The following is a 15,066-nucleotide window of genomic DNA, read 5'->3' on the forward strand; positions in this document are numbered from 1 at the left end:
AGAACGATATGAAGACCCTGAACTTCAATCATCTCCGCTATTTCTGGGCGGTCGCGCATGAAGGCAGCCTCACCCGAGCGGCTCAGCGCCTGAATGTTTCGCAGTCGGCGCTCTCGGTGCAGATCCAGAAACTCGAACACCAGATGGGGCACGCCCTGTTCGAGCGAGTCGGCAAGCGGCTTGTCCTGACCGAGGCGGGTCAGATCTCGCTGGATTATGCGGACACCGTGTTCCAGGCCGGAGACGAGTTGATGTCCACCCTTGAAGGGCGGCCTCTCGCCAGCGCCCAGGTCTTGAGGGTCGGCGCGCTTACGACCCTGTCGCGCAACTTCCAGCTTGAGTTCCTGCGCCCTCTGGTCGGCCGCGCGGATGTGGAGCTGATCGTGCGGTCCGGCACGACACGCGACCTGCTCGCCCAGCTCGAAGCGCACGCCCTCGACGTGGTTCTGTCCAACAGCGCCGCTCCGCGCGACGCCCGCGCGCCCTTTCGCAATCACCTGCTCAACCAGCAGCCCGTCAGCCTGGTGGGTCGGCCCCGGCCCGGCAGGCCACCCTTCCGCTTCCCGGAGGATCTGCGTAGCGAGCCCATTCTGCTTCCGAGCCTCGACAGCGACATCCGGGTCGGATTCGACCTTCTGCTCGATCTGGCGGGCATCCGGCCGATCATCCTGGCCGAAGTCGACGATATGGCGATGCTGCGCCTGCTGGCCCGCGAGCGCGAAGGCGTGACGCTGGTGCCGCCGATCGTCGTCCGCGACGAGCTGGCATCCGGCGTGCTGGTCGAGCACTGCAAGATCCCGCAGCTTACGGAAAGCTTCTACGCCATCATTCAGAACCGTCGGTTCCCAAACGCATTGCTCGCGGACTTGCTGACGCGATATGAGAGCGCGAAGCCCAATACCGCTGCGTCTTGATACCCGCCACGCCTGCCAAGGAGCCGATGAATGACGATCCCAGACAGGCCTGTGACCGAAGCCGGCTCCCACCCTGCAGCGGTGAGACGCCTGACCCTTCGCCGACCCGACGACTGGCATGTCCACCTTCGTGACGGCGACATGCTGTCTTCCGTCGTCAATTTTACGGCCAGACAGTTCGCAAGGGCCATCGTCATGCCCAATCTCCGTCCCCCGGTCACGACGGTCGCGGCCGCCAAGGGCTATCGCGACCGCATCCTCGCCGCCGTTGAGCCGGGCCTGGCCTTCGAGCCACTGATGACCTGCTATCTCACCGACACCATCGATGCAGGCGAAGTCGAGCGCGGCTTTGCAGAAGGCGTCTTCACGGCCTGCAAGCTCTACCCCGCGAACGCCACCACCAATTCGGCCCATGGCGTCACCGACATCCGCAACATCCAGCCTGTGCTGGAGGTCATGCAGCGGATCGGCATGCCCCTGCTGATCCATGGAGAGGTGACCGATCGCGAGGTCGATATCTTCGACCGTGAGGCCGTCTTCATCGAGCGTATTCTCGCCAAGCTGATCGCGGATTTCCCGGCGCTCAAGGTGGTGTTCGAACACATCACGACCGCAGACGCCGTGTCGTTCGTGGAGGCTGGCGGCCCCAATCTGGCGGCGACGATCACGCCGCACCACCTGGCGATCAATCGCAACGCCATGTTCGATGGCGGGATCCGGCCCCACTTCTATTGCCTGCCGGTCGCCAAGCGCGAGACCCACAGGCTGGCCTTGCGCCGAGCGGCGACGTCCGGTTCCGCCAAGTTCTTCCTGGGCACAGATTCGGCGCCGCACGCCGTTGGCGACAAGGAATCCTCGTGCGGCTGCGCGGGCGTGTTCAATGCGCCCTTCGCCATGGAAAGCTATGCCAAGACCTTCGACGAGGAGGGGGCGCTGGACCATCTCGAAGCCTTTGCGTCTGAAAACGGCCCACGCTTCTATGGTCTGCCGCTCAACGAGGGCGTCATTGATCTGGAGCTTCGATCCTGTCCGGTTCCTGAAAAGATGACGCCGGGATCGGAGAGCCTGGTGCCGTTTCATGCCGGTGAGACGCTGAACTGGTGCTTTGCCGGCGCATCGACCGCCCGGGCGGGCGCCTAGTCGCCCAGGGTCTCTGTCAGAGCCCGCCCGAAATAGTCCCGCGTCTGGGCCAGCAGGTCCGGACGATACCGCGCGCGCGGGTCATTGGCCTCGTCGTCGTCGAAGGCGTGAGTGGCGTCGGCGTGGAACACGGTGTCGACGCTCAGACCGTCCAGAGCCAGACGCTGCAGCGCCCGCTGGGGCGCCTTCCAGCCGACGACCTGGTCGCGACCGGCCAGCACCGAAAACACCCGGGGCCCGACCGCGCCCCAGCCGTGGCGGGTGGTCAGGGCGGGATAGCCGGCGAACGGATAGACCAGCAGGGCACCCCTGACCCGGGCCCGCAGCCGGGCCGGATCGGCGTCGACCAGACCCGTGACGCGGGCGGCGTTGGCCCCGATCGCGTAGCCGTCCATGATCGTCCAGCCGCCGTGGCTCCAGCCGGCCAGGAAGATCCGCTCGTGATCGGCCCAGGTCTGGTGCTCCAGCCAGGCCATCACCCCGAACAGGTCGGCGGCGCGTTTCAGGCCATGCAGCCGCACGCCGGTGCAGACCATCAGCTTGGCGTCGAGGGTCGACATGCCGCGCGGCTTTAGCGAATCGACGACGATCGCGGCATAGCCCGCCTCGACCGCCGTCTGGGCATAGGCTTCCAGGAACGGCGTCTTGCCGCCGCAGCCGTGCAGGATCAGCGCCACCGGGAACGGACCGGGCCCGTCAGGCTTGAACACCTGCGAGGCGTTGGCGACCTTGGTTCCCCAGGTGTGGCTTTGCATCATCCGGATCCTAGTGCCTGAACACCCGAACGCCGGTGAAGGCCATGGTCAGGCCCAGCCGGTCGGCGGCCTCGATCACCTCGCCGTCGCGCATCGAGCCACCCGGCTGGATGATCGCCGTGGCCCCGGCCTCGGCGGCCTGGATCAGACCGTCGGCGAACGGGAAGAAGGCTTCCGAGGCGCAGGCGCAGCCTTTCAGGTCGAGGCCGAAATCAGCGGCGCGCAGGGCCGCGATCCGGGCGCTGTCCTTGCGGTTCATCTGGCCGGCCCCGACGCCCAGGGTCTGGCCGTCGCGGGCATAGACGATGGCGTTGGACTTGACGTGCTTGCCCACGGTGAAGGCGAACAGCATGTCGCGCACCTCTTCGTCCGTCGGCTGACGTTTCGTGACGATCTTCAGATCCGAGGCCGTGATCCGCGCGTCGTCGCGCGACTGCACCAGGAAGCCGCCGGCCACGCTCTTGAACGTATCGCCGGTCGACAGGGCGTCGGGCAGGCCGCCGGTCACCAGCAGACGCAGGTTCTTCTTGGCCGCGAACACGGCGATGGCGTCATCGTCAGCTTCGGGGGCGATGACCACCTCGGTGAAGATCTCGACTATCGCCAGCGCCGCCTCGCGGGTCAGGCGGCTGTTGACCGCCACGATGCCGCCGAAGGCCGAGGTCGGGTCACAGGCCAGGGCCCGCTCATAGGCTTCCCGTTGCGAGCCGCCCACGGCCACGCCGCAGGGATTGGCGTGCTTGATGATCGCCACGGCCGGGCCGGCCGCCGGGTTGAACTCGGCGATCAGCTCAAAGGCCGCGTCTGTGTCATTGATGTTGTTGTAGCTGAGTTCCTTGCCCTGCAGCTGGGTGGCGGTGGCCACGCCGACGCGGGGATTGGGGAAGGCATAGAAGGCCGCCTTCTGGTGCGGGTTCTCGCCATAGCGCATCACCTGGCGCAGCTCGCCGGCGATCGCCTTGCGGGCCGGGAAGTCCTGGCCCAGGGCCTGGGCGAACCAGGCCGAGATCGCCGCGTCATAGGCCGCCGTGCGGGCATAGGCGCGGGCCGCCAGGGTCTGGCGCAGGGCCAGGGTGGTGCCGCCGGTCTTCAGGGCCTCAAGCACTTCAGCCACATCGGCAGGATCGGTACAGACGGCGACATAGCCGTGGTTCTTGGCCGCCGAGCGGATCATGGCCGGGCCGCCGATGTCGATGTTCTCGACGCATTCGGCGTAGGACCCGCCCTTGGCGACCGTGGCCTCGAACGGATAGAGGTTCACATACAGGATATCGATGCCGCCGATGCCGTGGTCGGTCATGGCCTGAGCGTGCTCGGGAGCATCCCGAACCCCGAGAAGCCCGCCGTGGACGATGGGGTGCAGGGTCTTGACCCGGCCGTCCATCATCTCGGGAAAGCCCGTCAGGTCCGACACGTCCTTGACCGGCAGGCCGGCCGCGGCGATCGCCGCCTTGGTGCCGCCGGTCGAGACCAGCTCGACGCCGGCCTCGTGCAGGACCTTCGCCGCCTCGACCAGGCCGATCTTGTCGGAAACCGACAGCAGGGCGCGCCTGGGGATGACGAGATCGGGGGCGGACGGATAGTCAGGGGCGGCGGGCACGGCGGGACTCCGGGTCTGGTGGAAGACGGTGAGGGAGCCCAGGCGCGCGGCGGATGAGGTCCGCGCTCCCCGATGGTTGCCCATCACTAGCGCCAGTTACGCGAACGGGCGGAAAATACGGGCGGGGGCGGGGGAGTCAATGACGGCTTGCCGCGCGCCGCCGACGCTCGGTGTCCTGCCGGATCAGCTCGTCCAGCACGGGCGTCGCGCTGGGCTGCAGGATGTCGGCCCGACCGCCGGCGATCTGGGCGCGGTTGTCGGCCAGCAGGGTCAGCATCAGCGTCCGCTCGCGCGCCGGGATCTGGTCGAGAAAGGGCGCGATCTGCCGATGCAGCTTTTCGGTGAACTCTTCCAGCCGGTCATAGATCATCATCGCGCGCTCGGTCGTCTTGTTGACGCGGCGAAGTGGGCGATAGCGGCTGCGGGGTGGTTTGGACTTGGGCATGGGGGCGTTCTCCTTTCGACCCCCTTGCCGTCGGCGGATGGGGGAAGGGTTGGGGATGGGGGTGACAGCGGTTCAGGATGTGACTGGCCCTGCGTGAAATCGTCTGGCGGGGTCACCCCCATCCCCGCCCTTCCCCCATCAAAGGGGGAAGGGAGAAGACATGAGGTCTCGGCCTCACGCGGCATGAGCCACTGAAGGGGTTGGGGAGGCGCGAAGCGGCCGGGGCGACCCCGGATGACCGTGATGTGTGTTTTGCGTTTCGGCTCGACCTGTCCGCTTCGCAGAAGCTGTTCTTGCGTGAGGATCGGGCCAAGCGAGCGTCTTTCAGCTCTGATACCCAAGAGCCCCCGTACGGGCGCGCATCCCGTCGATCGGCTAACCGTCTCGACGCCGACGATGCGCGATAGGCGGGTTTACGATCCCTCGCCCTCTTCGACCCGCGCTCGCCCGGCCGACAAGCCACTCAGCGTTTGGTCCGTCCTTCTGAGACAGCCCGCACACCTCGACCCGCCTTCCAGGGCGTCGCGGCCCCGCTCAGCTCCATCCCCGTCGCCGCTTTGGGCCGGTACCAGGCGCCCTCCCCTTGCGACGGGGACAGCAATGATTATGCGGGAGGTTTCGGCGCGTCTGACGGGCGCGATCAGCTATTTTACAAGTCGTTGATTGGGCTTGAGTTTGCTTCGGAAAGTACGGGGATAAACTGCGCGCTACCCCCATTCCCCAACCCTCTCCCAGAGGGAGAGGAGGGACCCGCGCCGCAGGCGTGGGAGGTGAGGGGTTACGGCGTCAGACGGCGTGCCGGCACGCCGGCCACCAGCGTAACCCCTCATCCTCCCACCGCTACGCGGCGGGCCCCTCCTTCTCCCTTTGGGGGAAGGGTTCGATTTGGGCGCGTCCCGCCCCCCTTCGCGCCGAAGGGAGCCATCCTTAGATCTCACGGCGAGACGATCGCCGGTCTGTCCAGGTTGCTCAAGGACGACGCTCCGCGTCGCCGCGGAGCGGCTGGCCGCAGGCCAGTGTCGGCGGACCAACCTGGTCAGACCGGCACGCTGCAGCCTTCAAGAGATTTATGGATGAGCGGGATGCGGGGCGTCCGCTTTCGGCAGGGAAGGCAGGGGGCGCTTCCGACCCTAACCGGACCTTGGCCGGGGTCGATGCTCCCATCTATTCCGCTGACCCTGCCATCCTTCCGTACAATCTTTTTCCAGATGATATTCAGATGGCCCTAGCCGAAATCACCGCCCGTGCGGCACAACGTGAGGCTCCAAACTCGAAAGGCGAACCAGGTATGGCGGTCGACGCGCGCGCCGTCCCCGCGACCGACAGAGATCTTCTGAAGCGGCTCGCAGCGGCTCACCTCCCGACCTCCGACCTTGGAGAGCCGGGGCAGCTTTTCTTCGCCTTTGAAAATGCGGCGCGCGCGATTGGGTGCGGAGGCCTCCTGATCGCCGGCGAGCACGCACTGCTTAGGTCTATCGCCGTTGACGCCGACCTTCGCGGAACAGGCGTCGGCGGTCAGATCTTGAAGTGTTTATCAGACCAAGCCCAATCACACGGAGCCCTTAAAGCCTGGCTTCTCACTACCGACGCCGCGACATTTTTTGCGCGCCACGGCTTTGAGAAAGTGGATCGCGCAAACGCCCCGGCTGTTATCTCAGCGACTCTGCAGTTTGCCGGCATCTGTCCTGGCAGCGCGACCTTGATGATGCGCGACCTTACGGTGGAGGCGGGGCTAGCGCCCAGCGCCGCATGACACGTGTGGGTCCTGCTTCGCCCAATCGCCGCCCATATCCCTGCCCACAGCGCGCAGCTTCGACGTCAAATCTCAAGTGGCCAAGTTCCATCCTAAACGGCCCATGAGCATCTCCGTCCTCCGTTGACGTGCCGACCCCGCCAAGTCTTCCCGCCGCCCGGTCGCCAGCCTATGGTCCGGCCATGACCGACACCGCTGCGCCCGCCGATTCTGCTACCGCCCCGACCATGCCTGCAGACGGCCCTGCCGTGCGACTGTTCCTGGTCGACGGCTCGGCCTATCTGTTCCGCGCCTATCACGCCCTGCCGCCCCTTACCCGCAAGAGCGACGGCCTGCCGGTGGGCGCGGTGCAGGGCTTTTGCAACATGCTGTGGAAGCTGCTGCGCGACATGCAGGGCGATAGCCCAACCCACCTGGCGGTGATCTGGGACCACTCGGAAAAGACCTTCCGCAACAAGCTCTACGACAAGTACAAGGCCCACCGCCCGCCGCCGCCCGAGGACCTGATCCCGCAGTTTGCCCTGGTGCGCGAGGCGACCCTGGCGTTTGGCGTGCCGGCCATCGAGCTGCCCGGCTATGAGGCCGACGACCTGATCGCGGCCTATGCCTGCCGGGTGCGCGAGCAGGGCGGCGAGACGGTGATTGTGTCGTCCGACAAGGACCTGATGCAGCTGGTCGGCGACGGCGTCTCGATGTTCGACCCGATGAAGGGCCTGCGCATCGACCGCGAGCAGGTGTTCGAGAAGTTCGGCGTCTATCCCGACAAGGTGGTCGATGTTCAGGCCCTGTGCGGCGACAGCGTCGACAATGTGCCCGGCGCTCCTGGCATCGGCATCAAGACCGCCGCCCAGCTGATCAATGAATATGGCGACCTCGACACCCTGTTGGCCCGGGCCGGCGAGATCAAGCAGCCCAAGCGCCGCGAGACCCTGATCGATTTCGCCGACCAGATCCGCCTGTCGCGCCAGCTGGTGCAGCTGGACTGCGACACGCCCCTGCCCGAGCCGATCAGCGACCTGACCCTGCGCGAGCCCGACAGTGAGGTTCTGCAGGCCTTCCTCGAGGCGATGGAGTTCCGCAGCCTGGCCCGCCGGGTCGGGGACGGCAGCGCCGCCGCCGCGCCGCGCACCCTGGATCGCCCGCCGGGTGAAAGAGGGCCGGGCGCCGCGCCCAGTGCGCCGGTGGCGACCGTGTCCTATGCCGGCGCTGCAGCCCGGGCGGCGGCGGCTCCGGCCAGCGATCCTGTGGCCATCGACACCAGCGTCTATGCCTGCGTGCGCGATCTGGCCACCCTGCAGGCCTGGGTCGACCGGGCCACGGCCAAGGGCGTCGTCGCTTTCGACACCGAGACCGACGCCCTGGGTTCGGCCACGGCCGGTCTGGTCGGCGTGTCCCTGGCCCTGGCGCCGGGCGAGGCCTGCTATATTCCGCTGGCCCACGAGGAAAAGGCCGAGGGCCTGGCCTTCGAGACCGCCGCCAGCCTGGAGCAGATCCCGCTGGCCGAGGCGATCGCCGTGCTGAAGCCGATGCTGGAAGACCCGGCGGTGCTGAAGGTGGCCCAGAACGGCAAGTACGATATCGCCGTGCTGTCGCGCTACGGCGTCCAGGTCGGGCCGATCGATGACACCATGCTGATCAGCTATGTGCTGGAGGCCGGGCTGCACGGTCATGGCATGGACGAGCTGTCGGAGCTGTGGCTGGGCCACAAGCCGATCCCGTTCAAGCAGGTGGCCGGGACGGGCAAGGCCCAGATCAGCTTCAAGCATGTAGGTCTGGTCGAGGCCACGGCCTATGCGGCCGAGGACGCCGACGTCACCCTGCGGCTCTACAACATCCTCAAGCCCCAGCTGGCCGCCAAGGGCCTGCTGACGGTCTATGAGACCCTGGAGCGTCCGTTGCCGCCGGTGCTGGCGGCGATGGAGAACGAGGGCATCCGGGTCGATCCCGAAACCCTGCGCCGGTTGTCCAACGAGTTCTCGATGCGCATGGCCGAGTTCGAGGCCCAGGCCCAGAAACTGGTTGGCCATCCGTTCAATCTGGGCAGCCCCAAGCAGGTGGGCGAGGTGCTGTTTGGCGAGATGGCGCTGAAGGGCGGCAAGAAGACCGCCACCGGCCAGTGGTCGACCGACAGCGACGTGCTGGAAAGCCTGGCCCTGGAGCACGAGCTGCCGCGCGTGCTGCTGGACTGGCGCCAGCTGTCCAAGCTGAAGGGCACCTATACCGACAACCTGATCGCCGCCATCGCGCCGGGCAGCGAGAACCGCATCCACACCTCCTACGCCCTGGCGGCGACGACGACGGGGCGGCTGTCGTCATCGGACCCCAACCTGCAGAACATCCCGATCCGCACCGAGGAAGGCCGCAAGATCCGCAAGGCCTTCGTGGCCGCGCCGGGCAAACTGCTGATCAGCGCCGACTACAGCCAGATCGAGCTGCGCCTGCTGGCTCATATCGGCGACATCCCGCAGCTGAAAAAGGCCTTCCAGGAGGGCCTCGACATCCACGCCATGACCGCCTCGGAAATGTTCGGCGTGCCGATCGAGGGCATGCCGTCCGACGTGCGTCGTCGGGCCAAGGCGATCAATTTCGGCATCGTCTATGGCATCAGCGCCTTTGGCCTGGCCAACCAGCTGGGCATCGGTCAGGGCGAGGCCGGGGCCTATATCAAGACCTATTTCGAGCGCTTCCCCGGCATCCAGGCCTATATGGACGCCACCAAGACCTTTGTGCGGGCGAACGGCTTCGTGACGACGATCTTCGGCCGCAAGATCAACATCCCCGACATCCACGCCAAGTCGGCGGCCCAGCGGCAGTTCTCCGAGCGAGCGGCGATCAATGCGCCGATCCAGGGGGCGGCGGCCGATGTGATGCGGCGGGCGATGATCCGCATGCCGGGCGCCCTGGTCGAGGCCGGCCTGTCGGCGCGTGTCCTGCTGCAGGTGCACGATGAACTGGTCTTTGAAGCCCCCGAGGCCGAGGCTGAAGCGACCTGCGCTGTGGCGCGTCGGGTGATGGAAGGCGCCGCCGAGCCGGCGGTGGCCATTTCCGTACCCCTGACCGTCGAGGCCCGCGCGGCGCTCAACTGGGATGAGGCCCACTGATCAGAAAAGCGGCGGAACGGGCCGCTGTGCGACACTACGTTGCGTCAACGTTAATGGCGTGGAAACGGATTACAGGGCATGGCTAAGGCTGGCGCATTGACTCGAATTCAGGCTTAAATGCCTGTAATATCTAAGGTTTGATGGCGCCGTCACAATGTCCAGGAGTTGGCTGTGTCGTTCGGCGATCTGAGAATTCCGCAAAAGCTGATGACGGTGTTTACCGTCATGCTGGCCACGATCATGCTGATGGGCGCGGCGCTGTACGCCAACACGCTGAGCCTGACCCGATCGGTCGAACGGACCGAGCGGGCCTATCAGTCGCTGCGCGCGGCCGACACTGCAGCTTTCCGTCTGACCCGGCAGGAAAACTCGCTGCGGGGCTTCCTGCTGTCGGGCGATGAGTATTACGTCAAGCGTCTGGAAGAGGCCCACAAGCCCAAGTTCCTGGCGGCGCTCGACAAGCTGCGTGAACTGAACAAGGGCGACGAGGCCGATCTGGCCCGCATCGCCGCCGTTGACACCGCCTATGCCGACTATCGCTCGCAGGCCATCGAGCCCGCCCTGAGCCTTGGCCGCGATCCCCTGACCCGCCCGCAGGCCATCGACCTGGTCAAGCATGACGGCGTCGCCGACAAGGCTGTCGAGCCGGTCGAGAACGCCATCCAGGCCATCGTCGACGACTCCGAGGCCGTTGTCGCCGCCGAAGCTGCCGCCCAGAAGAAGACCTCGGCCGCCTCGACCCTGACCCTGGCCATCGGCATCCTGGTCACCGCCGCCATCGCCCTGGCCGGCGGCCTGCTGCTGACCAGCGGCATCGCCGGTCCCGTCGCCGCCATGACGGGCGCCATGCGCCGGCTGGCCTCGGGCGACCATTCGGTGGCCGTGCCAGCCGCCGGCCGCAAGGACGAGATCGGCCAGATGGCCGCCGCCGTCGGCCACTTCAAGGAAGCCGCGCTCGAGAAGATCCGCCTCGAAGCCGACGCCGCTCATCAGCGCCAGGCCGTCGAGGCCGAGCGCGCCGCCCACGAGGACGAGAAAACCGCGGCGGCCCGCAGCGATGCGGCCAATTTCGCCGCCCTCAACGAGGCCCTGGATCACCTGGCCTCAGGCGACCTGACGCACCGCATCACGATACCGTTCTCGCCGAAGGCCGAGAGCCTGAAGACCAATTTCAACGCCGCCGCCGAACGGGTGCTGGATGCGATGAGGGCGATCGCCGCCACCACGGGCGGCGTCAGCGCCGGCGCCGACGAGATCGCCCGGGCTTCTGACGACCTGTCGCGTCGCACCGAGCAGCAGGCCGCCAGCCTGGAAGAAACCGCCGCCGCCCTCGACGAGATTACCGCCACGGTCCGCCGGACGGCCTCGGGCGCCAAGGAAGCCTCGCAGGTGGTGGCCAATGCCCGCACCGACGCCCAGCGCTCGGGCGAGATCGTCAGCCGGGCCGTCGCCGCCATGACCGAGATCGAGGGGTCCTCGCAGAAGGTCGGCAACATCATCGGGGTGATCGACGAGATCGCTTTCCAGACCAACCTCCTGGCCCTGAACGCCGGCGTCGAAGCGGCGCGCGCCGGTGAGGCGGGTCGCGGCTTCGCGGTCGTGGCGCAGGAAGTGCGGGCGCTGGCCCAGCGCTCGGCCGACGCGGCCAAGGAGATCAAGGTGCTGATCTCGACCTCGACCCAGCAGGTCGGCACAGGCGTCAGCCTGGTGGGCCAGACGGGCGAGGCCCTGCAGCGCATCGTCACCCAGGTCGCCTCGATCGACGCCCTGGTCAACGAGATCTCCGCCTCGGCCACCGAGCAGTCCACGGGTCTGCACGAGGTCAATCAGGCCGTGAACCAGATGGATCAGGTGGTTCAGCAGAACGCCGCCATGGTCGAGCAGGCCACCGCCGCCACCCACGCCCTGAAGGGCGAGGCCAGCGAACTCGCCAATCTGGTCGGCCGGTTCAAGGTGTCCGCCGGCGGCGCGGCCCAAGCGGCCTCCCAGGCGGCGCCCCAGGCGGCCAACCGCGCTGCGCCACCGCCGCGCGCCCGTCCGCAGACCGCCGTCCGTCCGGGCCGCAGCTCGGCCGCCGTCGCGGTCAAGGAAGAGTGGGAAGAGTTCTGATTCAACGCTTCCGATAAAGGTTCTATGAAACGGGCTCGCTGCATCCACGGCGGGCCCGCTTTGCATCGAGACCGTTCCAGCCCGCGAAATTCCGCCTCACGCGGGGAAGCGCGCGCTCAGGCCCTGGGCGTCCAGCAACCTCACGGCCTGGTCGTCGAACGACACGAAGGTCTCGGCGCCCAGCCAGCCGCCTTCATGGGCGATGACGCCATCGGCAAAGTCGCCGCCGGCCCTGAGCACGCTCAGGCCAGCCTCCGCCGCCGGGCGGTCGACGACAACATTGGCACCGTTCATCAGCCGCTGGATGGCTTCGGCGATATCTGAAGCGGGGACCCTGTAACCCCTGGACAGCACCCATACCAGTTCGCACAGAGCGGGCAGGGTCAGGGCGATAAGCTCGGCCTTGGCCAGTTCGGCCTGGGCCCGAGGGCTTTGCTGCGGATCGTCTCCGGTGATCGCCCGGACGAGGATGTTGGTGTCGGCGGTGATCTTCACCGCTTGCCGGCCCAGCCGCGGGCGGCGATGGCGTTCATCTCCTCTATGGAGAGGGATGGCCCGCCCTGGCGCTTGAGGAAGTCGAACGCATCGGCGATGTCGCCGGCAGGTTTCGCGGCCCTCACCTCAATCCGCCCGTCGGGCAGCTTGCTCAGCGTGATCTTGTCGCCGGGTCCGATGCCCAGATGGTCGAGCAATCCCTTGCGAAGGGTGACCTGACCCTTGCTGGTGACTGTAAGCGTCTGCATCCCGCGCCTCCGTGCCTCAAGAATATAAGGCAAAAATGCCTTACATTCAAGATTCCGGCGTTGGGTCGTCGCCTTTGAGCTAGAACCCGACGCTGATCCGCAGGGCCGCGACGACCGCGTGGCCGATGCCTGCGTCGCCGGCCGGGTTGATCACATATTGCAGGTCGGGCTGCAGGGTGATCGGGCCGAACCTATCGGCGTAGGTCAGTTCCAGGGCCGTTTCAGAGCGGCGCAGGGGCGCGCCGGCGTCGAGGGCGTTGGCGCGGCTCCTGTCGCTGAACCAAGCCTGGTTGGCGCCGAACGACAGGGCGCTGTCGGGGCGACTTGCAAAGACCTGCTGGATCAGGATCCCGGCCTGCCAGCCACCCGAGAAGTCGGTGGTGGCGCCGTCTGACAGGCCCAGGCGCGCGAAGGCGACCGCACGACGCGGACCTTCGGCTCGCGCGTCCAGCGGATGCTCGGCCAGCAGATAGGCGCCTTGGGCGTTGCGGTGCGCCGGGGCGCCGGCGGGGTCCAGGTCGCGGATGTCGTCCTGCTTGCGGGTGTAGCGCCAGGCGCCGATGGCCAGTTTGCCGGAGCCGGCCCAGCCCGCCTCGGCGATCAGCAGGGCGCCGTCATGGTAGGAGGTGTCGATCCCGTCGGGGTCGCCCGGCACGCCGGCCTTGGCGTTCAACGCGGCGGCCTGGACGTAGAGATCCTCGCGCGGCGCCCATTTCAGGCGGACGGCCAGGGCGGTGGAGGGAAAGATCGACGGGCCGTTGGGGCCGGTGGCGGCCAGTTCCGAGCCGATGCCGAAGGCCGGGGCGATCAGCAGCCCGGCGCTGTCATTGGCGTAGAATTCGCTATTGAGATCGTAGAGGCCGATCCGCACCGAGGCGCTGTCGGCGGCGAAGCTCTGCTGCACCCAGGCCTCGAACAGGCGGGTGCGCTGGCGTGAGACCTCGATATTGTCGACGCCCTGGGCCGTCCCCGCGTCGTCATTGGGCATGCCGCCGCTGTTGTTGAGCACCAGCAGATGGGCCGATCCGCCGGTCCAGCCGAAAGCCTTGTCCAGATCCAGATCGAGGCCCAGCTCGAGATTGTCGAGAAAGCGGCCGCGCCGCGAAATCCCGCCGTCGACCACGCCTGTGACGTCGGCGGTGTAGCCGAGGCTCAGGTCAAGAGCGGGCGATTGGGCGTCGTCTGCCAGAGCCAGGCTCGATGCGCCAAGCACAGATGCGGCGGCTATGGAGCCGATCCCGAGGGCGCGACAGCGCCGGCGAACGCTGGTCCTGAACTGTGCGTGCATCTGCCTGCCCCAGCGCGTCGAAAGTCTGTCGAACGCTTGATGAGGATGGCGCGTGGCTACTGATATCCCGTTAACCGACCCGTGCGGACGCCTGCGACGCGTCGTCGCGCACGGCCTGGGGTCCGACCTGCGTCAGTATGACGCTTCGGCAGGGTGGCAGGGCATGAACATGTCTTGCGAGGCCGGAAGGCGGGCTAGCCATGCGTCCGGGCCGCAGCAGGCTGCGGCGGGGTCTTTTGAGAGAGGTCCTTGGTGGAGCCGAGGGGAATCGAACCCCTGACCTCCTCATTGCGAACGAGGCGCTCTACCATCTGAGCTACGGCCCCAAGGAAGCGCGGGAATAAGGCGGGGCGGGGCCTGCGTCAAGCGGGGCAATTCAGCTTGGCTTGCCAGCGAGGGCAAGGCGCGGCAAGAAGCGGGAGACTCGGACGGGAAACCCATGGCCGCCATTATCACCTTTGTCTTCTTCATCGCTTCCGCGCTGCTCAGCCTGCTCTGGTGGGCCATCATCATCTCGGCTGTGCTCAGCTGGCTGGTGGCGTTCGACGTGATCAATCTGCGCAATAGCGCCGTCTATCAGATCAGCACATTCCTGGACCGGGTGACCGGTCCGGTGCTGCGGCCTTTCCAGCGGATCATTCCGCCGCTCGGCGGGGTGGATATCAGCGCGATCATCGTCCTGTTGCTGATCACCGGCGTCAAAGACATCCTGTTGCCGTCACTGAAGTTTGCGCTGATCGGCCTGCTGGGCTGATCCATGCTGCTGGCCGTCCGCCTGACGCCACGCGGCGGGCGCGACGGCGCAGACGGCTGGGCTGTGGACGCTGACGGCCGGCCCTATCTGAAGGTGCGCGTGACCAGCGCTCCGGTAGAGGGCGAGGCCAATGCCGCCCTGATCGCCTTTGTCGCCAAGAGCCTGCGTCTTCCCAAATCCGCCGTCCGGCTGGCGGCGGGCGCGACCGCGCGTCTCAAGCGGCTTGAGATCGACGGCGTTGAAGAGGCGGATCTCGAGCGCGTGTTTGGACCCCGCCCCTGATCGGCAGGTACTGGCGCGCCGCGCGCCGCTAGGGTAGAATTTGCCTCTGGTGAATCCCGTAAAGGCCGGGTTCGCCACGAAAATTGCGGCTGCCCCACGGAAACGCCGACAACTCGACCATTGACGGGATGCTGGTGCTTCGCGTCATCTCAGGTTTCGGCGCTGAAACTGGCCGTGAGCAC

At 67.0% G+C, this 15,066-nt stretch carries 13 protein-coding genes, 1 tRNA gene, 1 pseudogene and 1 riboswitch; of the genes and pseudogenes, 7 read left to right on the plus strand and 8 right to left on the minus strand.

Annotation, left to right across the window (positions count from 1 at the left end; all coding sequences use genetic code 11):
* The first annotated feature begins 8 nt into the window (after positions 1-8).
* Both ACN2C8_RS00670 and pyrC read left to right on the plus strand, forming a co-directional pair.
* Complete coding sequence (locus tag ACN2C8_RS00670) at positions 9-914, plus strand: LysR family transcriptional regulator (protein ID WP_419253847.1); 906 nt, start codon at positions 9-11, stop codon at positions 912-914.
* Positions 915-944: 30 nt separating this feature from the next.
* The gene (gene pyrC, locus ACN2C8_RS00675) at positions 945-2,054 is read left to right on the plus strand and encodes a dihydroorotase (RefSeq protein WP_419253849.1); all 1,110 of its coding nucleotides are present in this window, start codon (positions 945-947) and stop codon (positions 2,052-2,054) included.
* Here pyrC and ACN2C8_RS00680 read toward each other — a convergent pair.
* The 4 genes and pseudogenes from ACN2C8_RS00680 to ACN2C8_RS00695 form a co-directional block, all read right to left on the minus strand.
* On the minus strand, positions 2,051-2,809 hold the full coding sequence (locus ACN2C8_RS00680; protein WP_419253850.1) for a dienelactone hydrolase family protein: 759 nt from the start codon (positions 2,807-2,809) through the stop codon (positions 2,051-2,053). The genes pyrC and ACN2C8_RS00680 overlap by 4 nt on opposite strands.
* A 10-nt stretch (positions 2,810-2,819) precedes the next feature.
* The gene (purH, locus tag ACN2C8_RS00685; RefSeq protein WP_419253852.1) at positions 2,820-4,409 is read right to left on the minus strand and encodes a bifunctional phosphoribosylaminoimidazolecarboxamide formyltransferase/IMP cyclohydrolase; all 1,590 of its coding nucleotides are present in this window, start codon (positions 4,407-4,409) and stop codon (positions 2,820-2,822) included.
* Between the two features lie 29 nt (positions 4,410-4,438).
* A riboswitch (ZMP/ZTP riboswitch) is annotated at positions 4,439-4,519 on the minus strand.
* Positions 4,520-4,545: 26 nt separating this feature from the next.
* Positions 4,546-4,854: a hypothetical protein gene (locus ACN2C8_RS00690; RefSeq protein ID WP_419253854.1), complete on the minus strand. Its 309-nt coding sequence runs from the start codon at positions 4,852-4,854 to the stop codon at positions 4,546-4,548.
* 723 nt (positions 4,855-5,577) lie between these two features.
* Positions 5,578-5,741 (minus strand): annotated as a pseudogene (locus ACN2C8_RS00695) (hypothetical protein); the annotation flags it as partial.
* A gap of 182 nt (positions 5,742-5,923) precedes the next feature.
* Here ACN2C8_RS00695 and arsN2 point away from each other — a divergent pair.
* From arsN2 to ACN2C8_RS00710, 3 genes are all read left to right on the plus strand, one after another.
* Positions 5,924-6,607, plus strand: coding sequence for an arsenic resistance N-acetyltransferase ArsN2 (gene arsN2, locus ACN2C8_RS00700; protein WP_419253856.1), 684 nt, complete (start codon positions 5,924-5,926; stop codon positions 6,605-6,607).
* 182 nt (positions 6,608-6,789) lie between these two features.
* On the plus strand, positions 6,790-9,708 hold the full coding sequence (gene polA, locus ACN2C8_RS00705; RefSeq protein ID WP_419253858.1) for a DNA polymerase I: 2,919 nt from the start codon (positions 6,790-6,792) through the stop codon (positions 9,706-9,708).
* Between the two features lie 171 nt (positions 9,709-9,879).
* The gene (locus tag ACN2C8_RS00710) at positions 9,880-11,817 is read left to right on the plus strand and encodes a methyl-accepting chemotaxis protein (RefSeq protein ID WP_419253860.1); all 1,938 of its coding nucleotides are present in this window, start codon (positions 9,880-9,882) and stop codon (positions 11,815-11,817) included.
* A gap of 96 nt (positions 11,818-11,913) precedes the next feature.
* On the opposite strand, the gene ACN2C8_RS00715 is transcribed toward ACN2C8_RS00710, so the two are convergent.
* The 4 genes from ACN2C8_RS00715 to ACN2C8_RS00730 all read right to left on the minus strand — a co-directional run bounded on the left by ACN2C8_RS00715 (position 11,914) and on the right by ACN2C8_RS00730 (position 14,174).
* Complete coding sequence (locus ACN2C8_RS00715; protein ID WP_419253862.1) at positions 11,914-12,312, minus strand: type II toxin-antitoxin system VapC family toxin; 399 nt, start codon at positions 12,310-12,312, stop codon at positions 11,914-11,916.
* Positions 12,309-12,560 (minus strand): AbrB/MazE/SpoVT family DNA-binding domain-containing protein, encoded by a 252-nt coding sequence (locus ACN2C8_RS00720; RefSeq protein WP_419253864.1) that lies wholly within the window; start codon positions 12,558-12,560, stop codon positions 12,309-12,311. Before ACN2C8_RS00720 ends, ACN2C8_RS00715 begins: the two co-directional genes overlap by 4 nt.
* A 79-nt stretch (positions 12,561-12,639) precedes the next feature.
* The gene (locus ACN2C8_RS00725; RefSeq protein WP_419253865.1) at positions 12,640-13,848 is read right to left on the minus strand and encodes a carbohydrate porin; all 1,209 of its coding nucleotides are present in this window, start codon (positions 13,846-13,848) and stop codon (positions 12,640-12,642) included.
* 250 nt (positions 13,849-14,098) lie between these two features.
* Positions 14,099-14,174, minus strand: a tRNA-Ala gene (locus ACN2C8_RS00730).
* Between the two features lie 113 nt (positions 14,175-14,287).
* On the opposite strand from ACN2C8_RS00730, the gene ACN2C8_RS00735 reads away from it, so the two are divergent.
* Together ACN2C8_RS00735 and ACN2C8_RS00740 are read left to right on the plus strand one after the other, a co-directional pair.
* Entirely contained in the window at positions 14,288-14,602 is a 315-nt protein-coding gene (locus ACN2C8_RS00735) for a YggT family protein (protein WP_419253867.1), read from the plus strand.
* 3 nt (positions 14,603-14,605) lie between these two features.
* A complete protein-coding gene (locus ACN2C8_RS00740) occupies positions 14,606-14,884 on the plus strand; it encodes a DUF167 family protein (protein ID WP_419253869.1) in 279 nt (92 codons plus the stop codon).
* Positions 14,885-15,066 lie beyond the last annotated feature (182 nt).

It is taken from the genome of Caulobacter sp. ErkDOM-C, assembly GCF_048541825.1.
Taxonomy (GTDB): Bacteria; Pseudomonadota; Alphaproteobacteria; order Caulobacterales; family Caulobacteraceae; genus Caulobacter.

Excerpts from the sequence above, each read along its gene's own strand:
- ACN2C8_RS00670 (WP_419253847.1), top strand. The coding sequence starts at position 9 with ATGAAGACCCTGAACTTCAATCATCTCCGCTATTTCTGGGCGGTCGCG.
- pyrC (WP_419253849.1), top strand. The coding sequence starts at position 945 with ATGACGATCCCAGACAGGCCTGTGACCGAAGCCGGCTCCCACCCTGCA.
- ACN2C8_RS00680 (WP_419253850.1), bottom strand. The coding sequence starts at position 2,809 with ATGCAAAGCCACACCTGGGGAACCAAGGTCGCCAACGCCTCGCAGGTG.
- ACN2C8_RS00690 (WP_419253854.1), bottom strand. The coding sequence starts at position 4,854 with ATGCCCAAGTCCAAACCACCCCGCAGCCGCTATCGCCCACTTCGCCGC.
- arsN2 (WP_419253856.1), top strand. The coding sequence starts at position 5,924 with ATGGATGAGCGGGATGCGGGGCGTCCGCTTTCGGCAGGGAAGGCAGGG.
- polA (WP_419253858.1), top strand. The coding sequence starts at position 6,790 with ATGACCGACACCGCTGCGCCCGCCGATTCTGCTACCGCCCCGACCATG.
- ACN2C8_RS00720 (WP_419253864.1), bottom strand. The coding sequence starts at position 12,560 with ATGCAGACGCTTACAGTCACCAGCAAGGGTCAGGTCACCCTTCGCAAG.
- ACN2C8_RS00725 (WP_419253865.1), bottom strand. The coding sequence starts at position 13,848 with ATGCACGCACAGTTCAGGACCAGCGTTCGCCGGCGCTGTCGCGCCCTC.
- ACN2C8_RS00735 (WP_419253867.1), top strand. The coding sequence starts at position 14,288 with ATGGCCGCCATTATCACCTTTGTCTTCTTCATCGCTTCCGCGCTGCTC.
- ACN2C8_RS00740 (WP_419253869.1), top strand. The coding sequence starts at position 14,606 with ATGCTGCTGGCCGTCCGCCTGACGCCACGCGGCGGGCGCGACGGCGCA.